This is a genomic window from Pseudomonas sp. LJDD11 (genome assembly GCF_024584215.1).
Classification (GTDB): Bacteria; Pseudomonadota; Gammaproteobacteria; order Pseudomonadales; family Pseudomonadaceae; genus Aquipseudomonas.
The window spans coordinates 91,228-116,803 of record NZ_JANJFL010000021.1; the positions used below are offsets into that span (position 1 = coordinate 91,228).

Here is a 25,576-nt window from a genome sequence, read left to right on the forward strand (position 1 = left end):
GAATGAATGACTGGCCGGTCATGCTGGAAACATTGTTGTCCAGCTGATGATCGCGGCCGCCCACCGATCAAACAGTTGTTTGAAACTTACGTTTACACCCGCACCTTGTCAATAGCGTGCCACTCACCATCGGTCTAACGTCACGATCGACCACGCACGACAAGGCCCGCAGCGATGCTGGCAACATGCATTCAAGTCTAGTTGAGCGAGTAGAGGTTGCGGGGACGATACACAGGGCGAACCGGACAAAGGCCGGAGCAGCCAGAAAGCGGCTTTACGGCCGAAGAAATGCTCAGAGCTGGAAATCGACCTCCAACTGCTCAGGGTCAGGCTCGATGTCCCCAAGGCTGCGCACGGCCATGCCGAGACTCTCCGCTTTTTCGAACAATTGTTTGTCGTGTGTCCAGATTTCATTGGCATTGTTGGCCAATGCAATGGCCAGAATCTGCCGATCAAACCGGAATTTGGCTTTGGTTACCGAAGGATCAGCGAGTGCCACCTTAAGCTCTTGTGTCGTAATCATCCCGGCGCATTCAATGGCTGCAATCTCATCGAAACTGACCATTTCAAAGCAGGATAACTGCCGGATGCTTTCGACCAGTTTTGCGCTCTGCCCAGGTGAAAAACCGATCAATACCTCAGCCAGCACCGGAGCAGGAATGAGCACACTGCCGCGGGCTGCGTCGATTTTTTCGACAAGTGCTTCGGCACGGTCAATTGCCCGCTCGATGGGCATGCTATTGCGAGGATCGTAAAGAATCGAACCGGGTTTGACGTTTCCTATCACCTGCAGGAGAACATTCGTGTCTAAAACGACCCTCACCTTACCCCCTCAATTCCAGAATCAACGCATGAGCATCATCCATCTCGCTCACACCGCCAGCGCTCAACGCCCTCAATTTCTTGATACCTGATTTGAGTGTGCCGTTCTCTAAACGGTCGAAAGAGTGAGCTTGCAGCTTCTTGAGGCGCCAGCCCCCGTTTGGCCGGCTTTCCCACACACCTTCACCATGCAGCCGGACAGGCTTGAACAGCAGGCTGCCCAACTGCTCAGCCAACGCGGTGCCTACCTCGCACAGCAGTGACTCGCCAGTAGCGCCTTCAAGACGCACCAGAATGGTTTCATCTTTGCCGCCAACGAAATAGAGCCTGCCTTGAACGCTGCCTTTTTTGCGAATCACCACTGGAGGAGCGGCAGTTTTGGCCTTTGGGAATTCCAACACTTGGGCAGTGCCATTGAGAAGCGTGCCGTCCACACGATCTTCTTCCATGAGCGAGGCAAGTTGCTGATAGGCCTTTTGGGCACGCCTGGCGCCTTCGCCTGCGGCGGCAAGGCACGCCTGGTGCACTACAGCCTGATACTTGTCGTCCTCAACGAGGGCATTCAGGCACGCTGAGCCTTGGCTGACACCCTCAAAATGAACGCTCTCCCGATACCCCAGCAGCGTAGAGAGCTCGCGCAGGTACTCAGCCAGCCGGGTCATTGAAAGCTGCTCAGGAGAGGTACCGTCGAGGTGCAGGGTTATCGTTTGCATGGATCGAGTATAGGAGAAACCATTACCCGCGCCTACGACACTCCCAGCCCGGAAACAAGACATCATCTGACAAGTTGTATCCAAGCGTTATGGGCATTGTGGCGCACATAACGAAAACGCCGTGCACAAAGGCACGGCGTTTCATATTCACCCTCTCGATGGGGCTGGCCTGAAAATCAGGCCCCAGGGTCAGGCGTAGGTGTCGATCAGGGTGCCCAGCGCTTCATTGCTTGCGCGCTGCGCAGCAGCGCCCGCTTCAGCCTGCGCTTTGCCGGCCGCGAGTTCGACAATGTTGGCGGGCAGATCGGAACGCTGGCTACGGTCGACGGAGCGCAGGTTTTCCAGCTGGAAATCCGAAGACTGGCTGCGGCCGGAGACTTCGATACCGCTACTGGCGATCTGGGTGGCCGCCTGATCGACACGATCCTGCCCGACCTGAATAGCGGTCAAGCCTGGATAAAACGTGTTGCTCAAGGAGATTTGCATAAGCCAATCCTCAGCTCAGAGTTACAAACAAGCCTATTGAACCAGCAATAAAGGCAAAAGGCCCGATAAAAAGACTAATGGCACAACGCCTGGCAATAGGCTCAATCTTGAGCAAAAGCAAAAGTCCTTCTAGATCAGGCAGATGCTTTACCCAAGGCGATCCAGGTGTAAATATCTGGCAACATTTTCGCTGTTCGCCTGCTCCAGACGCGGCACCTGGCCGAGACAGGGCGCCGGTAATTGTTCGCTCAAGGTCTGCAGATTTTCATGCAGACGCGAGGTGCCCGGATCGACAATGTTTGCCACCCAACCGGCCAATGGCAGGCCGTCGCGCAGGATCGCTTCGGCGCTTAGCACCGCATGGTTGATGCAGCCCAGGCGCACGCCCACCACCAGAATCACCGGCAGCTTCAAGGCCATCGCCAGATCGGACAAATATTCGCGGTCATTGAGCGGCACCCGCCAGCCGCCAGCGCCTTCGATCAAGGTGAAGTCGGCTTGGCGCGCGAGCAAGCGTTGCATGGCAGGCAATAGACTGGCCAGCTCAAGCTGCACCCCTGCTTCCCTCGCGGCCAGATGCGGGGCGATGGCCGGTTCCAGGGCCAATGGGTTGACCTCGGCGTAGTCCAGCGGCAGCGAGCATTCGCCAAGCAACGCCAAGGCATCGCTGTTGCGCAGGCCATCGGCGGTGCGCGTGCAACCGGACGCCACCGGCTTGCCGGCCACGGTACTCAACCCGACGTGCCGCGCCGCACGCAGCAAGCCGGCCGCCACGGTGGTCTTGCCGACATCGGTGTCGGTGCCAGCAATGAAAAAAGCTGAACTCATGGCTGGTTTTCCAGAACCGCGTAAAGCACCTGATAGGTGGCCGGTAGCCCCTGTGGCTGGCGAAACGCTTCGTAGGCCTGCAGCAAACCTTGCATCCGTTGCCGCCCGGTCAGCCCGGTCGGCCGGCCCGGATTGAGGTTGTGGGCACCCAGCGCTTTCAACTCATGGGTCAGGCTGCGTACATCCGGGTAGTGCAGCACATGGGGCAGCACTTCCAGGCTGCGAATACGCAAGCCGCTGGCGTCACACAAGCGCTGGTAGTCGTGCTGCTCACGAAAGCGATTGACGTGCACCTGACCGTCCACTTGCTGCCAACTGCTGCGCAGCTCATGCAGAGTGCCGACGCACAGGCTGGAGAATGCAAACACCCCACCGGGCCGCAATACCCGCCGCGCCTCGCTCAATACCGCAGCGAAGTTGCCGCACCACTGTACGGCCAGGCTGGAGAACAGCAAATCGAAACGGCCACCGTGCAACGGCAGATTTTCCGCATCGCCGGCGACAAAATGTGCAGCGCCGCCCTGGGGCTGTGCGTGGCGCAGCATGCCTTGGGCAATATCCAGCGCCATGCCCTGCGCAGCCGGGAAGCACTGCGCCAATGCGCGGCTGAAGTACCCGGTGCCGCAGCCCAGGTCCAGCCACTGCGCAGGCGTCAGTGCCTGAGGGATCCCCCTCAACAGGTGTTGCCCGACCGCTCGTTGCAAGTCGGCCACACTGTCGTAACTGCCCGCCGCTTTGGAGAATGATGCGGCGACCTGTTGTTTGTCTGGCAGGCCGAGCCCACGCACGGCACAAAGATCAGTCATCATCGGACTCATGTAAAAAGGCCCGGATTGCCGCCGCCACTCCATGGGGGTTTTCCAGAATAAATGCATGGCTGGCCTGTTCAATCACGCCAACCTCCACATCTGGCAACAAGGCCAATAGATCGCTTGCCGCTTCAGCGGGCACAAACGCATCGTTACCGGCAAACAGGTGCAATTGCGGGCCACGATAGCTCTGCAACGCTTCACGGGTATCGAGCCGCTCCAGCAGCCTGAGGCCATCGAGCAACGCTTGCTTCGAGGCATTGGGCGCCGCGGCCTTGAGCTGCCGCGACAGGCCGCGCGGGTCGGCGCTGCCCTGGCTGCACAACAGGCTGAAGCGGCGCAGGGTCACGTCGGGGTCGTGTTCACAACCGCGGAGAAACGCCGCAAAGTCAGCCGGCGTCATCGCATGCGGCCAGGCGCCGTGCGGCACAAAGCAGGCGTTGCTGGCCAGGGTCAGCAAACCGCAACAACGCTCGCCACGCCGCGCCGCCAGCTCGGCGGCGAGCATGCCGCCCAGCGACCAGCCGCCCAGCCACACATCGTCAGGCAGGCCATCGTCCAGTTCATCGAGCCACGCCGATAAATCCGCGTTGCCCGTTTGCGGCAACGGCTCGACCTCGACTTTCAGGTGCTCATCCAGGCCGCGCAAGGCGGCAGCCAGCGGCTCCAGCGGCGAGACACCCAAGCCCCAACCGGGCAACAACACCAGACGATCACGCATGAGCCTGCTCCATCGTTTCATCCACACCCAGCAGTGGCCAGCACTGCGCCAGTGCTTGCAACAATAGCTGCACCTGCTCGGATGTGTGGGCTGCGCTCAGAGTGACCCGCAAACGGGCACTGCCGGCCGGCACGGTGGGCGGGCGGATCGCAGTCACCAGCAGGCCCCGCTCGCGCAACATCTGCGACAGGCGCAAGGCCCGTCCGGCATCGCCAATCACAATCGGCTGGATCGGTGTAAAACTGTCCATCAGGGTCAGGCCGATTTGCTCGGCACCCTGACGGAACTGCGCGATCAGGGCATTGAGGTGCTCGCGCCGCCAGTGTTCACTGCGCAGCAGTTGCAGGCTCTTGAGCGTGGCACAGGCCAGCGCCGGCGGCTGACTGGTGGTGTAGATGTATGGCCGGGCAAACTGAATCAGCGTCTCGATCAGCTCTTCACTGCCCGCAACAAACGCCCCACTGGTGCCAAACGCCTTGCCCAGCGTACCGATCAGCACCGGTACATCGTCGATCCCCAGACCAAAGTGCTCGACACAGCCTCCGCCATTGGCCCCCAGCGGGCCAAAGCCATGGGCATCGTCAACCATCAGCCAGGCGCCGCGAGCTTTAGCGGTACGCGCCAGGGCCGGCAGGTCGGCAATGTCGCCGTCCATGCTGAACACCCCGTCGCTGACCACCAGGCGGTCACCCACGGCCTTGTCCAGACGCGCCGCGAGACTTTGTGCGTCGTTGTGCAAGTAACGGCTGAACCGCGCACCGCTGAGCAGCCCGGCATCGAGCAAGGACGCATGATTAAGGCGGTCTTCCAGCACACTGTCGCCCTGCCCCACCAAGGCGGTGACCGTCCCCAGATTGGCCATGTAGCCATTGGAGAACAGCAAGGCGCGCGGGCGCCCGGTGAACTCGGCCAGAGCCTCTTCCAGCTCGTGATGCGGGCTGCTGTGACCGATCACCAGATGCGAAGCCCCGCCGCCGACGCCCCAGCGCTCGGCACCGGCCTGCCAGGCAGCGACCACCTCTGGATGGCTGGCCAACCCGAGGTAGTCATTGTTGCAAAAGGTCAGCAGCGCCTGGCCGTCAACCACCGCCAGCGGCCCTTGCGGGCTTTGCAGCAGCGGGCGCTGACGATACAACTGCGCGGCGCGCCGCTCCGCCAGGCGGACACTTAGGTCAAAGCCCATATCGGTCAGGCCGAGACGGCGTTGTAGAACATCGAACTGCTCTTTTGCTCCACCAGTGCCTGCTCGATGGCGGCCTGATGCACTTCGTCGGCATGCTCCTCACGCTCTTCGGGCTTGATGCCCAGGCGGGCGAACAACTGCATGTCGCGGTCAGCCTGCGGGTTGCCGGTGGTCAGCAGTTTCTCGCCGTAGAAGATCGAGTTGGCGCCGGCAAAGAACGCCAGTGCCTGCATCTGCTCGTTCATCGCTTCGCGGCCCGCCGACAGGCGCACGTGAGATTTGGGCATCAGGATGCGCGCCACGGCCAGCATGCGGATGAAGTCGAACGGATCGACGTCTTCAGCGTTTTCCAGCGGTGTGCCGGCAACCTTGACCAGCATGTTGATCGGCACCGACTCCGGATGCTCGGGCAGGTTGGCCAACTGGATCAGCAGCCCGGCCCGGTCGTCCAGCGACTCGCCCATGCCCAGAATGCCACCAGAACAGATTTTCATGCCCGCGTCGCGCACATAGGCCAGGGTCTGCAGGCGCTCGCTGTAGGTGCGGGTGGTGATGATGCTGCCGTAGAACTCCGGCGAGGTGTCGAGGTTGTGGTTGTAGTAGTCAAGGCCCGCATCGGCCAGGGCTTCAGTCTGTTCACGGTCGAGCTTGCCCAGCGTCATGCAGGTTTCCAGGCCCATGGCCTTTACGCCTTTGACCATTTCCAGCACGTAGGGCATGTCTTTGGCTGACGGATGTTTCCAGGCCGCGCCCATACAGAAACGGGTCGAGCCAATCGCCTTGGCCCGTGCCGCTTCCTCAAGCACCTTCTGCACTTCAAGCAGCTTCTGCTTGTCGAGGCCGGTGTTGTAGTGGCCGGACTGCGGGCAGTACTTGCAGTCTTCAGGGCACGCGCCGGTCTTGATCGACAGCAGGGTCGAGACCTGAACCCGATTGGCATCGAAGTGCGCACGGTGCACGGTCTGCGCCTGAAACAGCAAGTCATTGAATGGCTGTACGAACAGCGCCCTGACCTCGGCTAAAGTCCAGTCGTGACGCAGGGTAGCTGTAGTGCTGGCGCTCATCGGCGGCTCCTTTTATTGAACGGACTCTGCGCCCGGGCGAAAGACCACAGACACGACACGGTTGTCCGGCGAGATTTTCCGGAATGATTAGGGAACGGCCATGCCGTGTCAACCACACAAAGAAACACAGGTTTACAACTGGTTAAATTTCACTCAATTCTGTTTGTTATGCGATGAGCCCAGCGATACATCGCTGGCCATCTGTGTGGCTTGCGAAGCCGAGCTGCCCTGGCTGGGCGATCATTGCCTGTGTTGCGCGCTGCCGCTGACAGGATCAGGCTACGGGGCTGGCGAATGGTGCGCGCAGTGCGATCAACGGCCACCGGCGTTCAGCCAGGTCATCACGGCCTGGACCTACGAGTTTGTCGTCGACCGGCTGATCACCCGCTTCAAGCATCGCCAGCAGTGGCCATTGGGCAAGCTGTTGGCAGAGTTACAAGGCCAATACCTGCAACATCGCTTCGACGAAGGCCTGCCAAGACCCGATGCGTTACTGCCGGTGCCCCTGGCCAGGCAGCGCTTGCGCCAGCGCGGTTTCAATCAGTCGGCGATGCTGGCCAACTGGCTGGGTGAACAGTTGCAACTGCCCGTGCAAGCGCGGCAATTGCTGCGCACCCGCGATACGCCCTCACAACAAGGTCTGAGTGCAAAAGCGCGCAAACAGAATCTGCAAGGTGCCTTCAGCCTGACCGACAGTCACTGGGTACAGGGTAAGCACCTGGCGCTGGTCGATGACGTGCTGACCACCGGCACCACAGCCCAGAACCTCGCGCAACTGCTGACCGGCGCCGGGGCGCGGCGGGTGGATGTGTATTGCCTGGCCAGAACACCCGCGCCCGAGGACTGAACACTAGGGGCTGTTGCCGTTTCATCACAGCCGCGCCGAGGTCTGTTTTGTCGGCTTGCACAATCTTCATTCAGTTGGAGACGGGGCGACAAAACAGCCACGGCCCTACGGGTTGCGCCCCAAATCGCGTCATGCTTCGTCGGAGGACTTGAAAAGGGAGTGACCATTTCCTGCGTCCTCCGCCTCGCCTGACACGATTTGGAGCTGCAACGCAATCTGTACTGAAACGGCAACAGCCCCTAGGTTTTGGCATAGACTCTGGCAATCTCTGCTTTGCTGGTCGTCTGGTCATGCCGCTATCGTCTTCCCTGAGCCAATACATGGTGCGTCGCCCGCAGCGCCTCGCGCTGTTGCAGCACATTGCCGAGCAAGGCTCGATCACCCGCGCAGCCAAGAGTGCCGGGCTGAGCTACAAAGCCACCTGGGATGCGATCGATGAGCTGAACAATCTTGCGCAAAAACCGCTGGTCGAGCGCAGCGTCGGCGGCCGCGGCGGTGGTGGTGCCAGGTTGTCGGTCGAAGGCGCACGTATCCTGCGTCTTTATCAGCGCCTGCAAGCCCTGCAGGCTCAGGTGCTGGAGGCCGCCGAACAGGACAGCGACCTGCAATTGCTCAGCCGTCTGACCCTGCACACCAGCGCCCGCAACCAGTTGCTCGGTAGCATCCAGAGCATTACCCGGCAAGGCATCAATGATGTTGTGCGCCTGACCCTGGCCGGTGGTGAATGCATCGACGCGCAAATTACCCATGACAGCACCCAGCGCCTGGCGCTGGAAAACGGCAGCGAAGTGATGGCCCTGATCAAGGCCGGCTGGCTCGAACTGCTGGCCCCTGAGCAGACGCCTGAAACGGGCTACAACAGTTTGCAGGGCCAGTTGCAAAGCATTCTCGATGCGCCCGACGGTCCCAGCGAAGTGCGGATCGCCCTGGCCAATGGTCAGACGCTCTGTGCCCTGGCTGCGCCGCAGCGGCTTGCGGCACTGGGGTTGACCCAAGGCAGCGCAGTGCAGGCCCGGTTTTTGCCCTCACAAGTGCTGTTGGGCACCGTGGTGTGAAGCATCCGGGCGTCATACCGCCGACATAATTTAGTAATACTGAATACTTAATGTTACGGCCACATTCGTGGGAGCCGTGATGATGAAATTATTAGAAGAAAACCAGTCTACCGACCTCGAAAAAATGGTCGGCCTCACCCGCCGCAGTTTTATCGGTGCAGGCACCCTGGCCGGTGCCGCGCTGTTTCTCGGCGGCGACCTGCTCAGCCGCAGCGCCTTGGCCATCGGGGTCAGCGAAGCCAACAGCAAACTGCTGGGGTTCGACAGCATCAAGGCCAGTGTCGATGACAGCATCAGCCTGCCGCCTGGCTACCGCTCGTCGGTGCTGATCAGTTGGGGCCAGCCGCTGCACAAGGACGGACCGGCCTTCGACCCCAGTGGCAAGGGCACAGCCGAAGCACAGGAGCTGCAGTTCGGCGACAACAACGACGGCATGAGCCTGTTCCCGATGCCTGGCCAGCCTGACCGCGCGCTGTTGGCGATCAACAACGAATACACCAACTACCGCTACCTCTTTGAGCACGGCAAGAACCCCGAGTCCGCCGAAGAAGTACGCAAGGCGCTGGCCAGCGAGGGCGTTTCGGTCATCGAGATCAAACGTAGCAATGGCCAGTGGCAGTTCGTTCAGGGCTCGTCGTATAACCGACGCATTCACGGCAACAGCCCGATCACCCTCAGTGGCCCGGCGGCCGGCCACGACTGGCTGAAAACCAGCGCCGACGCCAGCGGTCGCCACGTGCTGGGCACCTTCCAGAACTGCGCCAACGGCAAGACTCCATGGGGCACCTACCTGACCTGCGAAGAGAACTTCACCGACTGCTTCGGCAGCAGCGATGCCCAGCAGAAGTTCGATGCCGGCCTCAAACGCTATGGTGTAGTGGCCGCCAGCAAGGACATCAACTGGCATCAGCATGATCCGCGTTTCGACGTGGCCAAGAACCCCAACGAGGTCAATCGCCACGGCTGGGTGGTGGAAATCGACCCGTTCGATCCCAAGTCCACACCGGTCAAACGCACAGCCCTGGGCCGCTTCAAGCACGAGAACGCCGCCCTGGCGCAGACCAAAGGCGGCCGCGCCGTGGTCTACATGGGCGACGACGAGCGTGGTGAGTTCATCTACAAATTCATCAGCCGCGACAAGATCAACCACGACGATCCGCAGGCCAACCGCACCCTGCTCGACCACGGCACCTTGTATGTCGCGCAGTTCGATGACGGCGACAACAACCCCGACCATCCCAAAGGCAAAGGCCGTTGGGTCGAACTGACGCATGGCAAGAACGGCCTGGACGCCGCCGCCGGTTTCAACAGCCAGGCCGAGGTCCTGATCCATGCGCGGCTGGCCGCCAGCGTGGTCAAAGCCACCCGCATGGACCGCCCGGAGTGGATCGTGGTCAGCCCCAAGGACGGCCAGGTGTATTGCACCCTGACCAACAACGCCAAGCGCGGCGAGGACGGCCAGCCGGTCGGCGGGCCAAACCCGCGGGCCAAGAACCAGTACGGGCAGATCCTGCGCTGGCGCGAAAACGGCGATAACGCCTCGGCGATGGCGTTCGACTGGGACCTGTTTGTGGTGGCTGGCAACCCCACGGTCCATGCCGGCACGCCGCAAGGCGGATCGAGCAATGTCACGCCGCAGAACATGTTCAACAGCCCTGACGGGCTGAGCTTCGACGCGGCGGGCCGGTTGTGGATTCAGACCGACGGCGACAGCAGCAACAAAGGTGATTTTGCCGGCATGGGCAATAACCAGATGCTCTGCGCCGACCCGGCCAGCGGCGAGATCCGCCGCTTCATGGTCGGGCCGATCGGCTGTGAAGTGACCGGCATCAGCTTCACGCCGGACTACAAAACCATGTTCGTGGGCATCCAGCACCCTGGCGAAAATGGTGGCTCGACCTTCCCCGAGCACCTGCCGGGCGGCAAACCGCGCTCCTCGGTGATGGTCATCACCCGTGATGATGGCGGTGTAATCGGCGCCTGAGCCATCGCCCAACGTGTAGGAGCGGCTTTAGCCGCGAATAGCCCCACGCCAGGCGAAAGATGTATTGCCCGGGCGGCAGCTTTCGCGGCTAAAGCCGCTCCTACCGGGCCGTTGTCTGCGTTACCATCAGCGGTCTACGCAGCTGTTCGTTGCGCATAGGAGCCCGCATGTCCCATCCTTTCGCAGCACTCACCCCTGATCTGGTTCTCGACGCAGTCGAGAGCATCGGTTTTCTCAGCGACGCCCGGGTACTGGCCCTCAACAGTTACGAGAACCGCGTCTATCAGGTCGGTATCGAAGACCAGCAGCCGCTGATTGCCAAGTTCTACCGCCCAGGGCGCTGGAGCGACGAGGCAATTCTCGAAGAACACCGCTTCACTGCAGAACTCGAAGCCGTCGAGGTTCCGGTGGTCGCACCGTTGACGCATGACGGCAAGACCCTGTTCAAGCACGGCGACTTTCGCTTTACCCTGTTTCCACGCCGTGGCGGCCGCGCCCCGGAGCCGGGCAACCTTGATCACCTGTACCGGCTGGGGCAGTTGCTCGGCCGCTTGCATGCGGTAGGCACCGCGCGTGATTTCGAACACCGCGAAACCCTCGCTGTGCAGAACTTCGGCCGCGACTCGCTGGACTATCTGCTCCATAACAATTGCATCCCCCGCGACCTGCTGCCCGCTTACGAGTCCGTCGCCCGTGACCTGCTCAAGCGCATCGAAGACGCCTACGCCGCAACGCCCCACAGCAACATCCGCATGCACGGCGACTGCCACCCCGGCAACATGATGTGCCGCGACGAGATCTTTCATATCGTCGACCTGGATGACTGCCGCATGGGCCCGGCGGTGCAGGACATCTGGATGATGCTGGCCGGCGACCGCCAGGACTGCCTGGGGCAACTCTCGGAGCTGATCGACGGTTACGGCGAGTTTCATGACTTCGACCCGCGCCAGTTGGCCCTGATCGAGCCACTGCGCGCCCTGCGCCTGATGCATTACAGCGCCTGGCTGGCGCGGCGCTGGGACGACCCGGCGTTTCCACGCAGCTTCCCCTGGTTCGGCAGCGAACGGTACTGGGGCGATCACATTCTGGCCCTGCGCGAACAGCTCTCGGCGTTGCGTGAAGAGCCGCTGAAGCTGTTTTGACGTCACTGTTTTATCGCCAGGCTCTCCCTCACAACAGGGCAGCACCAAGGACCATCATGCAAACTGCCAACCTGCGTCGCGGCTACATTCTGGGTCTGACGGCCTATACCATCTGGGGTCTGTTCCCGCTGTACTTCAAGATCGTCCAGTCGGTTCCGGCCCTGGAAATCATCATTCACCGGGCACTGTGGTCGGCGCTGTTCGGCTCGCTGCTGTTGATGGTCTGGAAACACCCCGGCTGGTTCCGCGAGCTGCGCGACAACCCGCAACGCCTGGCAGTGCTGGCCTTCAGCGGCACGTTGATCGCCAGCAACTGGCTGATCTACGTCTGGGCGGTGAACAACGGTCGTATGCTTGAAGCCAGCCTGGGCTACTACATCAACCCGCTGGTCAACGTGCTGCTGGGGCTGTTGCTGCTCGGTGAGCGCCTGCGTCGCCTGCAATGGCTGGCCGTCGGCCTGGCCGCGACCGGTGTCGCGCAACAGGTCTGGCAGGTCGGCAGCTTGCCGTGGATCTCCCTGAGCCTGGCACTGACCTTCGGCTTTTACGGCCTGATCCGCAAGAAAGCCCCGGTCGCGGCGTTGCCCGGCCTGGTGGTGGAAACCTGGATGCTGGTACCGCTGGCCCTGGGCTGGCTGTTGCTGCACCCCGACGCCAGCAGCCTGCAACCGCCGATCATCGACAGTTCGATGATCTGGTGGCTGGCCGCCGCAGGTCCCGTGACACTGGTGCCGCTGGTGTGCTTCAACGCCGCCGCGCGCCACCTGCCGTTTGCCACCCTAGGCTTTCTGCAATACATCGGCCCGACCCTGGTCATGCTGCTGGCGGTGCTGGTGTATGGCGAGCATCTGGCCACCAGCACATTGGTAACCTTCGCATTTATCTGGGCCGGGCTGGCGATCTACAGCGTCGATGCCTGGCTCAGCTTGCGCAAACGCCGCTGATCAAAAAACGAACAAATCTTTGCAGACCTTGAATCACAAGGCCTGCAAAGGGTTACCCCAACCTTATCCACAGCCTCGCTCAATGTAATTGTGCACAAGCCTTTGAAATTGCCGGTTTTTTAACCAAAGCTCGGCAAGCCTTGCCACACAAGGCCCGGCGCCGGGAACCCCCAGGTTATCCACAGGCACATGCAAGAAAAAGCTGAATAACCGCCTCACTCCTCCTCGCGCAACACCAGCTCCACCATCAGATCATCCGCCAGGGTCTCCAGCTTCGCCTGCAGTTCATCCAGGCTCAGGCTCAGCGGCACGCCCAATACCGCGTCGGCGCGAAATAGCCATTCGCCGCTCATCGGTGCGGTATGCACGTCAGTCACCAGTTTTTCGACGTTGACGCCTTGCCCGGCAAGCAGGCGGGTAATGTCGCGCACGATTCCCGGCCGGTCGTTGCCGACCAGCGACATCTGGATCGGTTTGCAGCTACCAGCCGGTTCCACAATGCTTTCTGCCAGCAGCACACGGATGTCGTAGGCGGCCAGTTGATGCAGGGCGGTGATCAGTTCGTCGTGCTGCTCAGGCGGCACACCGACTCGCAGGATGCCGGCAAACTGCCCGGCCAGCCGTGACATGCGGCTCTCCAGCCAGTTGCCACCGTGCTCGGCGATGCAGTGGGCGATGCGTTCAACCTGCCCCGGTTGGTCAGGGGCAACCACGGTAATAACCAGATGATCCACAGGCGAGTCCTCATTCAAGCGATGGTCAAGCCAGTATAGGCAAGCCTTGCAGTTCGACCTTGGGGGCGAGCATTCGTGACCAGAAAGAAAAATCCAGTCGCTTGGTGACGTATTTAGTCGCATGTTCACCCGGCGATTGATCATGTAGTATTCGCCAGCGCGCACTACATAAACCGTCCCCCATCATCAATGTGCTCGTCAAAGGGGCGCAATACCGCTGAGCAAAGTGAGGCAAGTGCAATGACTGAATACGTTCAAGTCGGCGACCTGCAGGTCGCCAAGGTACTGTTCGACTTCGTGCAGAACGAAGCAGTCCCCGGAACCGGCGTCGATACTGCGGCGTTCTGGAGTGGGGCGGATGCACTGATTCACGAGCTGGCACCGAAAAACCGCGCACTGCTGGTCAAGCGCGACGAGCTGCAGGCCCGGATCGACGCCTGGCACCGGCAGCAGGCCGGCCAGGCGCACGACGCGGCCGCCTACAAGGCCTTTCTGAGCGATATCGGTTACCTGCTGCCGGAGCCGGCAACGGTGCAAATCAGCACCAGCAACGTCGACGAGGAAATCGCCAGCATGGCCGGCCCGCAACTGGTGGTGCCGGTGATGAACGCCCGCTTTGCGCTCAACGCCGCCAACGCCCGCTGGGGTTCGTTGTATGACGCGCTGTACGGCACCGACGCCATCAGCGAAGACGGCGGCGCCGAACGCGGCAAGGGCTACAACAAGGTACGCGGCGAAAAGGTCATCGCCTTTGCCCGCGCGCTGCTGGATCAGGCCACACCACTGGCCAATGGCTCCCATATCGATTCCACCGCCTACAGCCTGATCGACGGCAAGCTGGTGGTGACGCTGCAAGACGGCAGCCAGACCTTGCTCAGCGAGCCCACCCAACTGATCGGTTTTCAGGGCGAGGCCAGCGCGCCGATTGCCATCCTGCTCAAGCACAACGGCCTGCACCTGGAACTGCAGATCGACGCCAGCAGCCCGATCGGCCAGACCGACGCCGCCGGGGTCAAAGACATCCTGATGGAAGCGGCGCTGACCACCATCATGGACTGCGAAGACTCCATCGCCGCCGTGGACGCCGACGACAAGACCCTGGTCTATCGCAACTGGCTGGGCCTGATGAAAGGCGACCTGGCCGAAACGGTCACCAAGGGCGGCGAAAGCTTCACCCGCACCATGAACCCCGACCGCGTCTACAGCACGCCAGACGGCGGCGAAATCACCCTGCATGGTCGTTCGTTGCTGTTCATCCGTAACGTCGGTCACCTGATGACCATCGATGCGATCCTCGACAAGCACGGCAACGAAGTGCCGGAAGGCATTCTCGACGGCCTGATCACCAGCCTGATCGCCATCCACAACCTCAAAGGCGACACCACACGGGCCAACAGCCGCAGCGGCTCGGTGTACATCGTCAAACCGAAAATGCACGGCCCCGAAGAGGCGGCGTTCACCAATGAGCTGTTCGGCCGCATCGAGCAGGTACTGGGCCTGGCACGCAACACCCTGAAAGTCGGGATCATGGATGAAGAACGACGCACCACGCTGAACCTCAAGGCCTGCATCCAGGCGGCCAGCGAGCGGGTGGTGTTCATCAACACCGGCTTCCTCGACCGCACCGGCGACGAAATCCACACCTCCATGGAAGCCGGCCCGATGGTGCGCAAGGCGCAGATGAAGGCCGAGAAATGGATCGGTGCCTATGAGAACGCCAACGTCGATATCGGCCTGCGCTGCGGCCTGCCAGGCCGGGCCCAGATCGGCAAGGGCATGTGGGCCATGCCTGATCTGATGGCGGCGATGCTCGAACAAAAGATTGCCCACCCGCTGGCCGGCGCCAACACTGCCTGGGTACCTTCACCGACCGCTGCGGTACTGCATGCCCTGCACTACCACAAGGTCGATGTGTTCGCCCGCCAGGGCGAGCTGGCCAAGCGCGAACAAGCGTCGGTCGATGACATCCTGAGTATTCCCCTGGCCAAAGACACCGGCTGGTCGGCCGATGAGCTGCGCAATGAACTGGACAACAACGCCCAGGGCATTCTCGGTTACGTGGTGCGCTGGATCGATCAGGGCGTGGGCTGCTCCAAGGTGCCGGATATCAACGACGTGGGCCTGATGGAAGACCGCGCCACCCTGCGTATTTCCAGTCAGCACATTGCCAACTGGCTGCACCACGGTGTGGTCAGCCGCGAGCAGGTGCTGGAAAGCCTTGAGCGCATGGCCGTTGTCGTGGACCGGCAGAACGCCAATGACCCGCTGTACCGCCCGCTGGCGCCAGACTTCGCCAGCAACATTGCGTTCCAGGCGGCGCTGGAGCTGGTTCTTGAAGGCACCAAACAGCCTAACGGCTACACCGAGCCGGTGCTGCATCGTCGGCGCCGGGAGTTCAAGGCCAGCCAGAAGTAACCGCTGGTCTCTGTAGGAGCGACCTTGGTCTGGACGGCATTGCGACAAAGAGGCCGGGATAGCCACAGCAGATGCTGCGGCGTTACTGGCCTCTTCACGAGCAAGCTCGTTCCCACGGTATTTCAAGTCACAACCAAAGAGGGAGCGGCCAAGGTCGCTCCTGCTGGTCAAGCGATCCCCAACTCCCGCTTCACCACCTTCACCAACTGCTTGGTATTGAGCGGTTTCAACAGGAAATCGACCACGCTCAGGTGCATGGCGTCGATGGCGTCGCGCACGCTGGCATCGCCCGAGACGATGATGATCGGCAGTTCGGCACGTGCCGAGTCGCGCACTTTGCGGATCAGCTCCAGGCCGTCGCAAGGCGCCATGCGCAGGTCGGTGATCAACAGGCCGATCGATTCGCGGCTCTGCAATAGTTGCAAAGCGCTGCTGCTGCCCGCCGCCGTCAGGCAACTGATGTCATTGAGGTTGAGAATCTCAGCCAGAACTTCGCGCGCATCGGTGTCGTCATCGACGATCAGGACACGCTGCGGCACATCACACTGAGGCGCAGACATCACTTCGTTGAGTGCGTCGCGCTCTTCGTCGCTGAGAATATCGTGATCGGACATGGAAATCTCATCATTGCCTGGGCTTATCCTGCCAGCCGTTCGTAACGATCCTGTGACGCCTTGCAGGCGCCGGGGTCTGGTCCTTAAGACTTACGTCCAATGGGCACTGGACGCCAAGCGACCGACCATGGTCATGAATAACAAAAAAAGCGGTGCACGTCATGAGTAAAGCAGATGCCTTCACCGAAGCAGGAAAAACCGCCGTGTTGCAGAACATTCACGGCACCATGCAGTTCCTGCAGCGGTTCCCGCCGTTCAACCAGATGGAAAGCGCGCACCTGGCGTATCTGGTCGAACAGTGCCAGTTGCGTTTTTATGGCGCTGGAGAAAGCATCATCAAGCCTGCCGACGGCCCGGTTGAGCACTTTTATATCGTCAAGCAAGGCCAGGTGGTCGGTGAGCGCCCACATTCGGCCCGGCGTGGAACCGAGACCACCTTCGAGATCACCAGCGGCGAGTGCTTCCCGCTCGCCGCGCTGTTGGGCGAACGCGCCACCCGTACCGAACACCTGGCCGCCGAAGACACCTTTTGTCTGCAACTGAACAAGCAGGCGTTCATCAAGCTGTTCTCATTGTCGACCTGCTTTCGCGACTTCGCCTTGCGCGGCGTCAGCAGTCTGCTCGATCAGGTCAATCAGCAAGTCCAGCAACGCGCCGCAGAAACCCTCGGCACTCAATACTCGCTCAATACCCGGCTGGGCGAACTGGCCATGCGTCACCCGGTCATGTGTGCCCCGGACATGCCCATGCGCGAAGCGGTGAAGCTGATGCATGACCAACAGGTCGGCAGCATCGTGATCGTCGATGAACGGCAGGCACCGCTGGGCATCTTCACCCTGCGTGATCTACGTGAAGCGGTGGCTGACGTAAATGCCGACTTCAGCGAAGGCATCAGCCAGTTCATGAGCCCCTCGCCGTTTTACCTGAGCCCGGATGCCAGCGCCTTCGATGCGGCCATTGCCATGACCGGCCGGCATATTGCCCATGTCTGTCTGGTGCGCGACGGGCGACTGTGCGGGGTGGTTTCAGAGCGCGACCTGTTCTCGCTGCAACGGGTCGACCTGGTCCATCTGGCGCGCACCATCCGTAACGCGCCGCGTATCGAAGCGCTGGTGCATCTGCGTGGCGATATCGTGCAACTGGTCGAGCGGATGCTGGCCCACGGGGCTTCATCCACGCAGATTACCCAGATCATTACCCTGCTCAACGATCACACCGTGTGTCGGGTCATCGAACTGACCCTGGAAGAAAAAGGCGACCCCGGCATACCGTTCAGTTGGTTGTGCTTCGGCAGTGAGGGCCGTCGCGAGCAGACCCTGCACACCGATCAGGACAACGGCATTCTGTTTGAAGCCAGCGATGCCAAACAGGCGGCTGAAATCCGTGCCCTGCTGCTGCCGATCGCTGAACGTATCAACCAGAGCCTGGCCCTGTGCGGTTTCAGCCTCTGTAAAGGCAACATCATGGCCGGCAACCCCGACCTGTGCCTGTCACGCAGCGAATGGGCGCGGCGCTTCTCGGCGTTCATCCGCGAAGCCACCCCGGAAAACCTGCTGGCGTCGAGTATCTACTTCGACCTGCGGGTGGTGTGGGGCGAAGAAAGCGGCGGCGAGTACCTGCGCCGCAGCATTCTCGATCAGGTCGCCGATAACCGACTGTTCCAGCGCATGCTGGCCGAAAACGCCCTGCGCCATCGTCCGCCGGTCGGGCGCTTCAAGGACTTCGTGCTGGCCCGCAAGGGCAGCGACAAAGACACCCTGGACCTCAAGACCGAAGGCCTGACACCGTTCGTCGACGGCGCCCGCTTGCTGGCGCTGGTCAACAATATTGAAGCCATCAATACCCTGGAGCGCCTGCGTCAACTGGTCGAGCGTGAGGTCATCGACCCGCTCGATGGCGCTGCCTACGAAGAGGCCTACCACTTCATCCAGCAGACCCGCATGCAACAGCATCAGTTGCAGAGCCGGCAGAATCTGCCGTACTCCAACCGCATCGATCCCGACACCCTCAACCATCTGGACCGGCGCATCCTGCGTGAGTCCTTCCGTCAGGCTCAACGCCTGCAATCGAGCCTGAGCCTGCGCTATCAACTATGAACCTGTTCCAATGGCTACGCCCCGTCGTCAAGAAAACGCCTCTGGATGAACACCAGAAACAGCGCCTGGCCGCACTGCCGGGCGGTGCAGTGCTCGATGAGCGGCCGCTGCGCCAGCAGCGCTGGGTGGTGCTGGACCTGGAAACCAGCGGGCTGAACATGAACCGCGATCAGGTGCTGTCAATCGGGGCGGTGGTCATCGAGGACGGCGCCATCGATCTGGGCCAGCTATTCGAATGCACGATTCAACGCGTGGATCACAAGCTCAGCCCCGCCGTGCTGATCCACGGCCTGGCGCCCAGCGCGATTGCCGCTGGCAGCGAACCGGTCGCAGCGCTGCTGGATTTCATGGAGTTTGTTGGCGACAGCCCGGTGTTGGCGTTCCACGCGCCATTCGACCAGCACATGCTGGCCCGGGCCCTGAAGGAAAGCCTCGACTACCGCCTGCAGCATACCTTTTTCGACGTTGCCGAGATTGCCCCGATGCTCTGCGAACAGGCCAACCTGCGCAAGGCCGGCCTGGACGACTGGACCCGCCACTTCGGCCTGCATGCCGAAGAGCGTCACCATGCCAGCGCCGATGCCTTGGTCACCGCAGAACTGGCGCTGATCCTGTTCAGCCACGCCCGCCGCCAGGGCATCGACAGCCCGGCCCGCCTGGAGCAAAGCCTGAGCCAGTGGCGCAGGCGCACGCAGGCGCATTCCTTTTAGGGGCTGTTGCCGTTTCATCACAACCGCTGAAACGGCAACAACCCCTAGCCAACAATTGCAGAGCCACGAGGCGCTGACTAGTCTATGACTCTGTCGCCATCGAGGATCATTCATGTCAGCACCTACCATGACCCTGTACACCAACCCGGCATCGCCGTTTGCCCGCAAGGTGGTCATCCTGCTTCATGAAACCGGTCAGCTCGACAAGGTTCAATTGCAGTCTACGGTCCTGACTCCGGTAAGCCCCTCTGCCGAGCTTAACCATGACAACCCGGCGGGCAAGATTCCGGCGCTGCGTCTGGCCGACGGCAATGTGATCCACGACAGCCGGGTGATCCTCGACTACCTGGACCACCAGCACACCGGCACGCCATTGATTGCCCGTGACGGCCCGGCGCGCTGGCGGCGCCTGTCCCTGGCCTCGCTGGCCGATGCGCTGCTTGATGCGGCCCTGCTGATCCGCTACGAAACCGCGCTGCGCCCCAAGGAGCTGCACTGGCCGGTATGGCTGGACAACCAGCAGAGCAAGATCGAACGCACCCTGACCTACTTCGAACAGGAGGCGCTGACCGAACTGGGCGCCACTTTCGACATTGCCTCGATCAGTGTCGCGGCGGCACTGGGTTACCTGGATTTCCGCCAGCCCGATCTGAACTGGCGTAACAGCTACCCGCGCCTGGCCAACTGGTATTTTGACGTCAGCCAGCGGCCTTCGATGCAGGCCACCCAGCCTTCGGCCTGAGCACCTGCCCGGCTGCCCGCGGCGCTGCGGGCAGCAAACCGATCAGCCCGTCCAGCAGCCGCCTGGCCTGGCGGCGCTCCTGACGCAACAGCGACTCTTCGTTCATGGCGCTGGCTCCGCAGCCGGTTTGTGGCTGATGCCCGGCGCAATGCCGTACCAGTCGAGCTTGCGGGTCAGGACCATGAACACGCCCAACAGGCCGAACAGCAACAACGAGCCCATCAACAATGCGTAGTCCTCAGCACTGAGCAAGCCGTACAGCAGGCCATACAGCGCCGCCAGCCCCAGCGCAAATCCCACGCCCTGGCGCACACCACGCAGCACATGGCTGACATAGAAGCCGATCAACAGCACGCAACCAGCCGCTGACAACAGGTAAGCCGTGGCAAAGCCCAGATGCTCGGACAGCGACAGCAACATCAGGTAGAACAGCGCCAGCGCCGCGCCCACCAGAGCGTACTGCACCGGGTGCACGGCCATGCTCTTGAGTACCTCAAAGAGAAAGAAGCCGGCAAAGGTCAGGGCGATGAACAGCAAGGCATATTTGATCGCTCGGTCACTCTTCAGGTATTGATCCACCGGATCGATGAAGCTCACACCGAAACTGCGGCCGTGCAAATCTGCGCACTGATCGCTGCGCAGGCATTTGTCGAAGGCCTCTTCAAGGTTGGTGGAGAAGAACGAGGTCTGCCATTGCGCGCTGAACCCTGCTGCGCTGACTTCCCGCTGGGTCGGCAGGTAGTTGCCGATAAAGCTTGGATGCGGCCAGTCAGCGACCAGTTTTACCGTGCTGGACTTGCCCACCGGGGTGACGTTCAGCTGCCCGGTGCCTTGCAGGTTCAGGTCAAAGGCAAAGCTCAGGCGGGTCGGCTGCTTGCCGTCAATGGCCGGCAGAGTGGCACTGACCCCCTCACCGAGACGACTCAGCCGCGTGCCCGGTTCGAACTCCAGCGTCTGGCCATTCATCTGCAGGGTCAGGGCATTTTCAATGCCACGGATATCACTCAGGCCCACCGCCAGATAAGGCCGCTCGAAGCTGTACTCCTCGAAGCTGTCATCCAGGCCAAGCTTTTCCGGCAACGCGAAATGCCCGCTGATCTGGCTTTGCGCATGGTACAGGCGCGCCTCGTAGATGCCGCGTGAACGCAGTTCGGTGCGCACCTTGCCGTCCACCTCGAAACGCTCGGGCAGAAAGTGCAGGTAACCGCGTTCAATCTCGGTTTCCTGGTAGCGCTCATCGCTTTGCGCCTTGACCTTCCAGACCTGCACGCTGCGCCGGTAAGGAATCACGACCACCGGGCCGGTGATCTGCTGGCTGTAACTGGAACTGCGCGCAATGTCATCAAGCACCGTATCGCGCTGCGCCTGCCGCTCGCTGATCAGCCCGCCGATCATCATCAATGGAATCAACAACAGCATGATCAGCAAAGCGATCATGCCCAACTTCATGGCCAGACTTCGATTCATGCTTGTATTCATGGGGACTCTCCCTGTTTGCTATGGGAGACAGTCTGCGCGGGCTATGTGGGGTGATGATGGGGGCTGTGTGGAGATTGTGTGGGAATACGTATGGCATGTCGGACCGGCATCGTCTGCGTAGGAGCTGCTTCAGCAGCGAACAGCATCATTCGCGGATAAATCCGCTCCTACGCCAGCCACAGGCTCACCAACACACCACCCTCCACATTCTCGATCCGCAGTTCGCCGCCATGCAGCTGCACCACCTCGGCGACGAAGTTCAGCCCCAGTCCGGTGCTTTTACGCCCGGTATGCGGACGCGGCAGGGAGTAGAAGCGCTCGCACAAACGCGGCAAGGCATAGTCGGGAATCGGTTCGGCGGTGTTGAACAGCGAGAGGTAAATACGCCCGTCCCGGGGTTCGGCCGCCAGGCGCAGTAACCCGCCGGTCGGGGTGAAGTCCAGCGCGTTGTCCAGCAGGTTGGCCAGCGCCTGGCTGAGCAGAAAGCGTTCACCGTGCAGGCACAGCGAGGTGTTGATCTGCCGCTCGACCTTCAGATCCAGGCGCTCGACGGCCAGGCTGCGGGCCAGCAGCAGTTCATCGAGCAGTTCGGCCAGCGGCAAGGCCACTCGCTCTTCAAGCTCCTGGCGCTGCTCGACCATCGCCAGGTTCAGCAGGCGTTCGATCAACTGCTGCATGCGCTGGCTTTCATCTTCGATATTGCCGGCAAAGCGCTGGCGCTGGGCCGTCGGCATATCGTCGTGCAATAGTTCAGCGGCGCCGCGGATCGCCGCCAGCGGGCTTTTCAGTTCGTGGGTCAGGGTGTGCACGTAACGCTCGACATAGGCCTTACCTTCGAGCTGGATGCGCATGCGCTCCACCGCTGTGGATAACTGCTCCATCTCGCCGCCCCGGTAATGCGGCAGCTCAGCGCGCCGCCCTTCGCTGACCGCCTGGGCATAACGGGTCAGGCGCCGCAGCGCAGAGCTGAGCCACCAGGAAAACAACGCCCCCAGCAGCAGGCCCAGCACCATCAACCCGCCGCCATACCACAGCAAACGTCGCTCGGCCCGCTCAATGTAGGGCTGCAACGAGCTATTGGGCTTGGCCACAGTCACCACACCAATAATCTGTCCTTGGTCACGAATCGGCGCACCGACATGCATCACCGACGAGTTGGGGTCTTCAGGGTCGCTGCGAGTCGAGCGTGCACCGTATTGGCCGCGCAGGGTCAGATACACGTCGTTCCAGCGCGAATAGTCCTGGCCGACCGCCTCGCCACTGGAGTCCAGCAACACGACGCCCTTGGCATCGGTCACGTAGATACGGTTGCTGACCTGATTCTTCGGCAGTTCCCAGATGGTTGCCTGCGGCTGACGCACGCCGTAATCCTGCAGCACTTCGTTGAAGCGGCTCTGCCCGAGCGTGCCATCACGCACGTCAGCGCGGAAGATTTCCGCCAGCAGGTTGGCGGTGTCTACCAGGGTTTCCTCGGTTGACTGACGCACGCCGGGGCGAACTTCCTTCATCACCGTGCTGAGCACGAAATAGCCGGTCAGGGCGATGAATACCGCGTAGACCAGAAATATCCGGATGCTCAGCGACATTTAGCTGTTGCCCGGGCTGAAGCTGTAACCGATACCGCGATGGGTCTGGATCGGCTCGGCATCGGCGGCGACCGCCCGCAGCTTGGCGCGCAGGCTCTTGATGTGGCTGTCGATGTTGCGCTCGTAGCCGGCATCGGCGACCACCCCCAGGGCATCGAGCAACTGCTCGCGGCTGAATACCCGCTCGGGCTGTTCCAGCAGGCATTGCAACAGGCGAAACTCATGACGGGTCAGGCTCAGCGGCTGCTGGCGATAGCTGATCTGGAAGCGTTCCAGATCGACCTGAAACAGACCGTTGCCGCTCGCCGGCACGGCCACCGGCAGTTCACGGGGCAGCATGCGCTTGAGAATCGCCTTGACCCGCGCCGCCACCTCACGGGGGCTGAACGGCTTGACCACATAATCGTCAGCGCCAATCTCCAGGCCCACCACCCGGTCGATCTCGGCATTGCGCGCAGTGAGGAACATCACCGGCACATCGCTGAAGCGGCGCAATTGTTTGCAGGTTTCAAAACCGCTGATATCCGGCAGGCCGACATCAAGAATGATCAGGTCGGCCGGGGTCTGGCGCTGATGCTCCACTGCGGCCTGGCCGAGGCTCAGCCAGGTGCTGGTGAAGCCCTCGCCTTGCAGGGCATAGATCAGGGTGTCGGCAATCGCGACTTCGTCTTCGACAATCAGGATATGCGGCATAATTTCGGGCATTGAACGGGACCGACAGAAGGTGCGCGATCCCACCCTGTTCGTCAATCAGGTGCCTTTAAAACGTAGGCGAGGCAGTCAGCGCAAGGCAAAAACAAGCGAGGAAGCGGAGTGTACTGGAGTACATGAGCATTCCGAGCGTGTTTTTAACGCAGCGCTGGCGCGCGTAGCGCCACAGGCGCCCAGCCAGTAGGTAGTTTTAAAGGTGCCTGATCAGCAATCCGGTTGTTTGGCGGTATACCGCTTGGCCGGGTCCACCGCTGCATCAAACTCACGCAGTGCCTTGGCGCCGATCAACAGCGGATAGTTGAAGTGGCTGCGGTCTACCAGATTGACCTCGACGGTGCGCTGCTGCTTGCCCAGGCACAGTTGCAACTCGACCACCGGGCGCTTGGCCGGGTCGATGCGGTCTTCGTCCTCGTCGTCTTCGTCGGCACGGCCCTTGATCTTGCTGACCCGCGCGACCTTGTGTTCGAACAGCTTGTTACTGGCACCGTCAGCGGCCAGACGAAAACGCACCCATTGTTCGCCGTCGCGCTGGAACAGCTCGATATCCTTGGCCGATAACGAAGCGGTCAGCGCACCGGTGTCCATCTTGGCCTTGAAGGTTTCGCCCACTTGCGCAATCTTGATGTGCTCGTAGCGGCCGTACAGGGTCGGGTCTGCCGCCAGAGCCGGCATCGCCAGCAGAGACAACAGCACGAGAGTGTTCTTCACTTGGAGGACTCCTTAGAGTATCGGGCGCCCGGTTGGCGTCCGGTTTTAGACAGCAGCGCCGTGCTTGGTTCGCCGACCGGAAACATTTGTCAGCATCTGTATCATTGGCGCGTCAGGCCGGGCTATTTATCATGACTGACCGCCAATATCCCAGAGATGCCTATGCGCCGCGCCCTCACCGGCAGTTTCGTCACCCTCTTGCTGCTGCTCAACACCCTGATCCTGATCGGGCCGCTGCTGGCATTCGCCCTGCTCAAGCTGATCTTTCAGGGCGACATGCGCGACCACTGCTCCAAGGCCGTGATGTGGATCGCGGAAACCTGGGCAGAGATCAATAAACGCATTTTCGCACTCACCCTGCCCACCCAATGGGACATTCGTGGCGCCGCACCACTGCGCCGTGATACTTCCTATCTGGTGATCAGCAATCATCAGTCCTGGGTGGATATTCCGGCGCTGGTTCAAGCGCTGAACCGCCGCACGCCATTTTTCAAGTTCTTCCTGAAAAAGGAGCTCATTTGGGTGCCGTTTCTGGGGCTGGCCTGGTGGGCGCTGGATTATCCGTTCATGAAGCGCTACAGCAAGGCTTTCCTGGCCAAAAATCCGCAACTCAAAGGCCAGGATCTGGAAATCACCAAGGCGGCCTGCGAGCTGTTCAAGCGCCAGCCGGTAACCATCGTCAATTATCTGGAAGGTACCCGCTTTACCCAGGCCAAACACGCCGCCCAGCAGTCGCCGCATCAATACCTGCTCAAGCCCAAGGCCGGTGGCGTGGCTTTTGTGCTGGCGGCGATGGGTGAGCAACTCGATGCGATCCTCGATGTGACCGTGGTCTACCCCGGCAGCCCGCCGCCCGGTTTCTGGGATTTGCTGTGCGGGAGCGTGCCCAAGGTGGTTGTCGATATCCAGACCCGCGCGCTCGACCCCGCACTGTGGCAGGGCGACTACGAGAACGATCCTGAATTTCGTGGCCAGGTCCAGGCCTGGGTCAACCAGCTATGGGTCGAGAAGAATGCGCGGATCGCGCAGTTGAAGCAGGAAATGGATCACCATTGAGACGTCGCGGCAGAACCCGCCCCTGTAGGAGCGGCTTCACCCGCGAATTACATCAAGCGGCGCTGAAGGTCTTGTGCGGGTCGATGACGAATTTCTTCGGCACGCCTGCATCGAACTCGCCGTAGCC

Annotated in this window: 25 protein-coding genes; 10 read left to right on the forward strand and 15 right to left on the reverse strand. The window is 61.3% G+C overall.

The features are described from left to right. Window positions 1-292: 292 nt before the first annotated feature. The 8 genes from NRB16_RS21300 to bioB all read right to left on the reverse strand — a co-directional run bounded on the left by NRB16_RS21300 (window position 293) and on the right by bioB (window position 6,626). Window positions 293-823, reverse strand: coding sequence for a PIN domain-containing protein (locus tag NRB16_RS21300; RefSeq protein ID WP_045484393.1), 531 nt, complete (start codon window positions 821-823; stop codon window positions 293-295). A 1-nt stretch (window position 824) separates the two neighbouring features. Next, a complete protein-coding gene (locus NRB16_RS21305; RefSeq protein ID WP_257106868.1) occupies window positions 825-1,484 on the reverse strand; it encodes a hypothetical protein in 660 nt (219 codons plus the stop codon). Between the two features lie 240 nt (window positions 1,485-1,724). Further along, complete coding sequence (locus NRB16_RS21310) at window positions 1,725-2,021, reverse strand: hypothetical protein (protein ID WP_045484399.1); 297 nt, start codon at window positions 2,019-2,021, stop codon at window positions 1,725-1,727. Between the two features lie 147 nt (window positions 2,022-2,168). Further along, entirely contained in the window at window positions 2,169-2,849 is a 681-nt protein-coding gene (gene bioD, locus NRB16_RS21315) for a dethiobiotin synthase (protein WP_257106869.1), read from the reverse strand. Continuing rightward, complete coding sequence (bioC, locus tag NRB16_RS21320) at window positions 2,846-3,655, reverse strand: malonyl-ACP O-methyltransferase BioC (protein ID WP_257106870.1); 810 nt, start codon at window positions 3,653-3,655, stop codon at window positions 2,846-2,848. The genes bioD and bioC overlap by 4 nt, the downstream gene beginning before the upstream one ends. Then, window positions 3,648-4,379, reverse strand: a complete 732-nt coding sequence (locus NRB16_RS21325) for an alpha/beta fold hydrolase (RefSeq protein WP_257106871.1) — start codon at window positions 4,377-4,379, stop codon at window positions 3,648-3,650. The genes bioC and NRB16_RS21325 overlap by 8 nt, the downstream gene beginning before the upstream one ends. Beyond that, a complete protein-coding gene (gene bioF, locus NRB16_RS21330) occupies window positions 4,372-5,562 on the reverse strand; it encodes an 8-amino-7-oxononanoate synthase (protein ID WP_045484412.1) in 1,191 nt (396 codons plus the stop codon). The genes NRB16_RS21325 and bioF overlap by 8 nt, the downstream gene beginning before the upstream one ends. A 5-nt stretch (window positions 5,563-5,567) precedes the next feature. Next, entirely contained in the window at window positions 5,568-6,626 is a 1,059-nt protein-coding gene (bioB, locus tag NRB16_RS21335; protein WP_257106872.1) for a biotin synthase BioB, read from the reverse strand. Between the two features lie 100 nt (window positions 6,627-6,726). Between bioB and NRB16_RS21340 the strand changes: the two genes are divergently transcribed. The 5 genes from NRB16_RS21340 to rarD all read left to right on the forward strand — a co-directional run bounded on the left by NRB16_RS21340 (window position 6,727) and on the right by rarD (window position 12,598). Next, window positions 6,727-7,473: a ComF family protein gene (locus NRB16_RS21340; RefSeq protein WP_257106873.1), complete on the forward strand. Its 747-nt coding sequence runs from the start codon at window positions 6,727-6,729 to the stop codon at window positions 7,471-7,473. Between the two features lie 290 nt (window positions 7,474-7,763). After that, window positions 7,764-8,528, forward strand: a complete 765-nt coding sequence (locus NRB16_RS21345; protein WP_257106874.1) for a TOBE domain-containing protein — start codon at window positions 7,764-7,766, stop codon at window positions 8,526-8,528. A gap of 82 nt (window positions 8,529-8,610) precedes the next feature. Further along, window positions 8,611-10,512, forward strand: a complete 1,902-nt coding sequence (locus tag NRB16_RS21350) for a PhoX family phosphatase (RefSeq protein ID WP_257106879.1) — start codon at window positions 8,611-8,613, stop codon at window positions 10,510-10,512. Between the two features lie 167 nt (window positions 10,513-10,679). After that, window positions 10,680-11,654, forward strand: a complete 975-nt coding sequence (locus tag NRB16_RS21355) for a serine/threonine protein kinase (RefSeq protein WP_257106875.1) — start codon at window positions 10,680-10,682, stop codon at window positions 11,652-11,654. A gap of 56 nt (window positions 11,655-11,710) precedes the next feature. Next, window positions 11,711-12,598: an EamA family transporter RarD gene (rarD, locus tag NRB16_RS21360; RefSeq protein WP_045484427.1), complete on the forward strand. Its 888-nt coding sequence runs from the start codon at window positions 11,711-11,713 to the stop codon at window positions 12,596-12,598. A 215-nt stretch (window positions 12,599-12,813) separates the two neighbouring features. On the opposite strand, the gene NRB16_RS21365 is transcribed toward rarD, so the two are convergent. Further along, window positions 12,814-13,332 (reverse strand): glycine cleavage system protein R, encoded by a 519-nt coding sequence (locus NRB16_RS21365; RefSeq protein WP_045484436.1) that lies wholly within the window; start codon window positions 13,330-13,332, stop codon window positions 12,814-12,816. Window positions 13,333-13,572: 240 nt separating this feature from the next. Here NRB16_RS21365 and NRB16_RS21370 point away from each other — a divergent pair, with 240 nt between their 5' ends. Next, on the forward strand, window positions 13,573-15,747 hold the full coding sequence (locus tag NRB16_RS21370) for a malate synthase G (protein ID WP_257106876.1): 2,175 nt from the start codon (window positions 13,573-13,575) through the stop codon (window positions 15,745-15,747). A 167-nt stretch (window positions 15,748-15,914) separates the two neighbouring features. On the opposite strand, the gene NRB16_RS21375 is transcribed toward NRB16_RS21370, so the two are convergent. Then, complete coding sequence (locus NRB16_RS21375) at window positions 15,915-16,361, reverse strand: response regulator (RefSeq protein WP_045484440.1); 447 nt, start codon at window positions 16,359-16,361, stop codon at window positions 15,915-15,917. A 161-nt stretch (window positions 16,362-16,522) separates the two neighbouring features. Between NRB16_RS21375 and NRB16_RS21380 the strand changes: the two genes are divergently transcribed. From NRB16_RS21380 to NRB16_RS21390, 3 genes are all read left to right on the forward strand, one after another. Further along, complete coding sequence (locus NRB16_RS21380; protein WP_045484442.1) at window positions 16,523-18,457, forward strand: putative nucleotidyltransferase substrate binding domain-containing protein; 1,935 nt, start codon at window positions 16,523-16,525, stop codon at window positions 18,455-18,457. Continuing rightward, a complete protein-coding gene (locus NRB16_RS21385; protein ID WP_257106877.1) occupies window positions 18,454-19,167 on the forward strand; it encodes a PolC-type DNA polymerase III in 714 nt (237 codons plus the stop codon). The genes NRB16_RS21380 and NRB16_RS21385 overlap by 4 nt, the downstream gene beginning before the upstream one ends. Before the next feature lie 112 nt (window positions 19,168-19,279). After that, window positions 19,280-19,909, forward strand: a complete 630-nt coding sequence (locus NRB16_RS21390) for a glutathione S-transferase family protein (RefSeq protein WP_045484446.1) — start codon at window positions 19,280-19,282, stop codon at window positions 19,907-19,909. Window positions 19,910-20,011: 102 nt separating this feature from the next. Here NRB16_RS21390 and creD read toward each other — a convergent pair whose 3' ends face one another. The 4 genes from creD to NRB16_RS21410 all read right to left on the reverse strand — a co-directional run bounded on the left by creD (window position 20,012) and on the right by NRB16_RS21410 (window position 24,393). Further along, window positions 20,012-21,376: a cell envelope integrity protein CreD gene (creD, locus tag NRB16_RS21395; protein WP_045484448.1), complete on the reverse strand. Its 1,365-nt coding sequence runs from the start codon at window positions 21,374-21,376 to the stop codon at window positions 20,012-20,014. A gap of 179 nt (window positions 21,377-21,555) precedes the next feature. Further along, on the reverse strand, window positions 21,556-22,974 hold the full coding sequence (creC, locus tag NRB16_RS21400; RefSeq protein ID WP_045484451.1) for a two-component system sensor histidine kinase CreC: 1,419 nt from the start codon (window positions 22,972-22,974) through the stop codon (window positions 21,556-21,558). Beyond that, window positions 22,975-23,667, reverse strand: a complete 693-nt coding sequence (gene creB, locus NRB16_RS21405) for a two-component system response regulator CreB (RefSeq protein ID WP_253117000.1) — start codon at window positions 23,665-23,667, stop codon at window positions 22,975-22,977. A 222-nt stretch (window positions 23,668-23,889) separates the two neighbouring features. Then, window positions 23,890-24,393 carry an ATP-dependent zinc protease gene (locus tag NRB16_RS21410; RefSeq protein ID WP_253116995.1) on the reverse strand — a complete coding sequence of 168 codons (504 nt, stop codon included), beginning with the start codon at window positions 24,391-24,393 and terminating at the stop codon, window positions 23,890-23,892. A 162-nt stretch (window positions 24,394-24,555) separates the two neighbouring features. Between NRB16_RS21410 and NRB16_RS21415 the strand changes: the two genes are divergently transcribed. Then, window positions 24,556-25,449, forward strand: a complete 894-nt coding sequence (locus NRB16_RS21415) for an acyltransferase (protein WP_257106878.1) — start codon at window positions 24,556-24,558, stop codon at window positions 25,447-25,449. A gap of 52 nt (window positions 25,450-25,501) precedes the next feature. On the opposite strand, the gene NRB16_RS21420 is transcribed toward NRB16_RS21415, so the two are convergent. After that, window positions 25,502-25,576: hypothetical protein (locus tag NRB16_RS21420; RefSeq protein ID WP_257106880.1), on the reverse strand; the 75-nt coding region annotated here is incomplete at its 5' end.

Bases quoted from the DNA above. Each gene is read 5' to 3' on its own strand.
- NRB16_RS21415 (WP_257106878.1), top strand. From the start codon at position 24,556: ATGCGCCGCGCCCTCACCGGCAGTTTCGTCACCCTCTTGCTGCTGCTC.
- NRB16_RS21325 (WP_257106871.1), bottom strand. From the start codon at position 4,379: ATGCGTGATCGTCTGGTGTTGTTGCCCGGTTGGGGCTTGGGTGTCTCG.
- rarD (WP_045484427.1), top strand. From the start codon at position 11,711: ATGCAAACTGCCAACCTGCGTCGCGGCTACATTCTGGGTCTGACGGCC.
- NRB16_RS21350 (WP_257106879.1), top strand. From the start codon at position 8,611: ATGAAATTATTAGAAGAAAACCAGTCTACCGACCTCGAAAAAATGGTC.
- NRB16_RS21385 (WP_257106877.1), top strand. From the start codon at position 18,454: ATGAACCTGTTCCAATGGCTACGCCCCGTCGTCAAGAAAACGCCTCTG.
- NRB16_RS21375 (WP_045484440.1), bottom strand. From the start codon at position 16,361: ATGTCCGATCACGATATTCTCAGCGACGAAGAGCGCGACGCACTCAAC.
- NRB16_RS21345 (WP_257106874.1), top strand. From the start codon at position 7,764: ATGCCGCTATCGTCTTCCCTGAGCCAATACATGGTGCGTCGCCCGCAG.
- NRB16_RS21340 (WP_257106873.1), top strand. From the start codon at position 6,727: ATGCCGTGTCAACCACACAAAGAAACACAGGTTTACAACTGGTTAAAT.
- NRB16_RS21310 (WP_045484399.1), bottom strand. From the start codon at position 2,021: ATGCAAATCTCCTTGAGCAACACGTTTTATCCAGGCTTGACCGCTATT.
- creC (WP_045484451.1), bottom strand. From the start codon at position 22,974: ATGTCGCTGAGCATCCGGATATTTCTGGTCTACGCGGTATTCATCGCC.
- NRB16_RS21380 (WP_045484442.1), top strand. From the start codon at position 16,523: ATGAGTAAAGCAGATGCCTTCACCGAAGCAGGAAAAACCGCCGTGTTG.
- bioC (WP_257106870.1), bottom strand. From the start codon at position 3,655: ATGACTGATCTTTGTGCCGTGCGTGGGCTCGGCCTGCCAGACAAACAA.
- bioD (WP_257106869.1), bottom strand. From the start codon at position 2,849: ATGAGTTCAGCTTTTTTCATTGCTGGCACCGACACCGATGTCGGCAAG.
- creD (WP_045484448.1), bottom strand. From the start codon at position 21,376: ATGAATCGAAGTCTGGCCATGAAGTTGGGCATGATCGCTTTGCTGATC.
- bioB (WP_257106872.1), bottom strand. From the start codon at position 6,626: ATGAGCGCCAGCACTACAGCTACCCTGCGTCACGACTGGACTTTAGCC.
- creB (WP_253117000.1), bottom strand. From the start codon at position 23,667: ATGCCGCATATCCTGATTGTCGAAGACGAAGTCGCGATTGCCGACACC.
- NRB16_RS21390 (WP_045484446.1), top strand. From the start codon at position 19,280: ATGTCAGCACCTACCATGACCCTGTACACCAACCCGGCATCGCCGTTT.
- NRB16_RS21355 (WP_257106875.1), top strand. From the start codon at position 10,680: ATGTCCCATCCTTTCGCAGCACTCACCCCTGATCTGGTTCTCGACGCA.
- NRB16_RS21370 (WP_257106876.1), top strand. From the start codon at position 13,573: ATGACTGAATACGTTCAAGTCGGCGACCTGCAGGTCGCCAAGGTACTG.
- bioF (WP_045484412.1), bottom strand. From the start codon at position 5,562: ATGGGCTTTGACCTAAGTGTCCGCCTGGCGGAGCGGCGCGCCGCGCAG.
- NRB16_RS21305 (WP_257106868.1), bottom strand. From the start codon at position 1,484: ATGACCCGGCTGGCTGAGTACCTGCGCGAGCTCTCTACGCTGCTGGGG.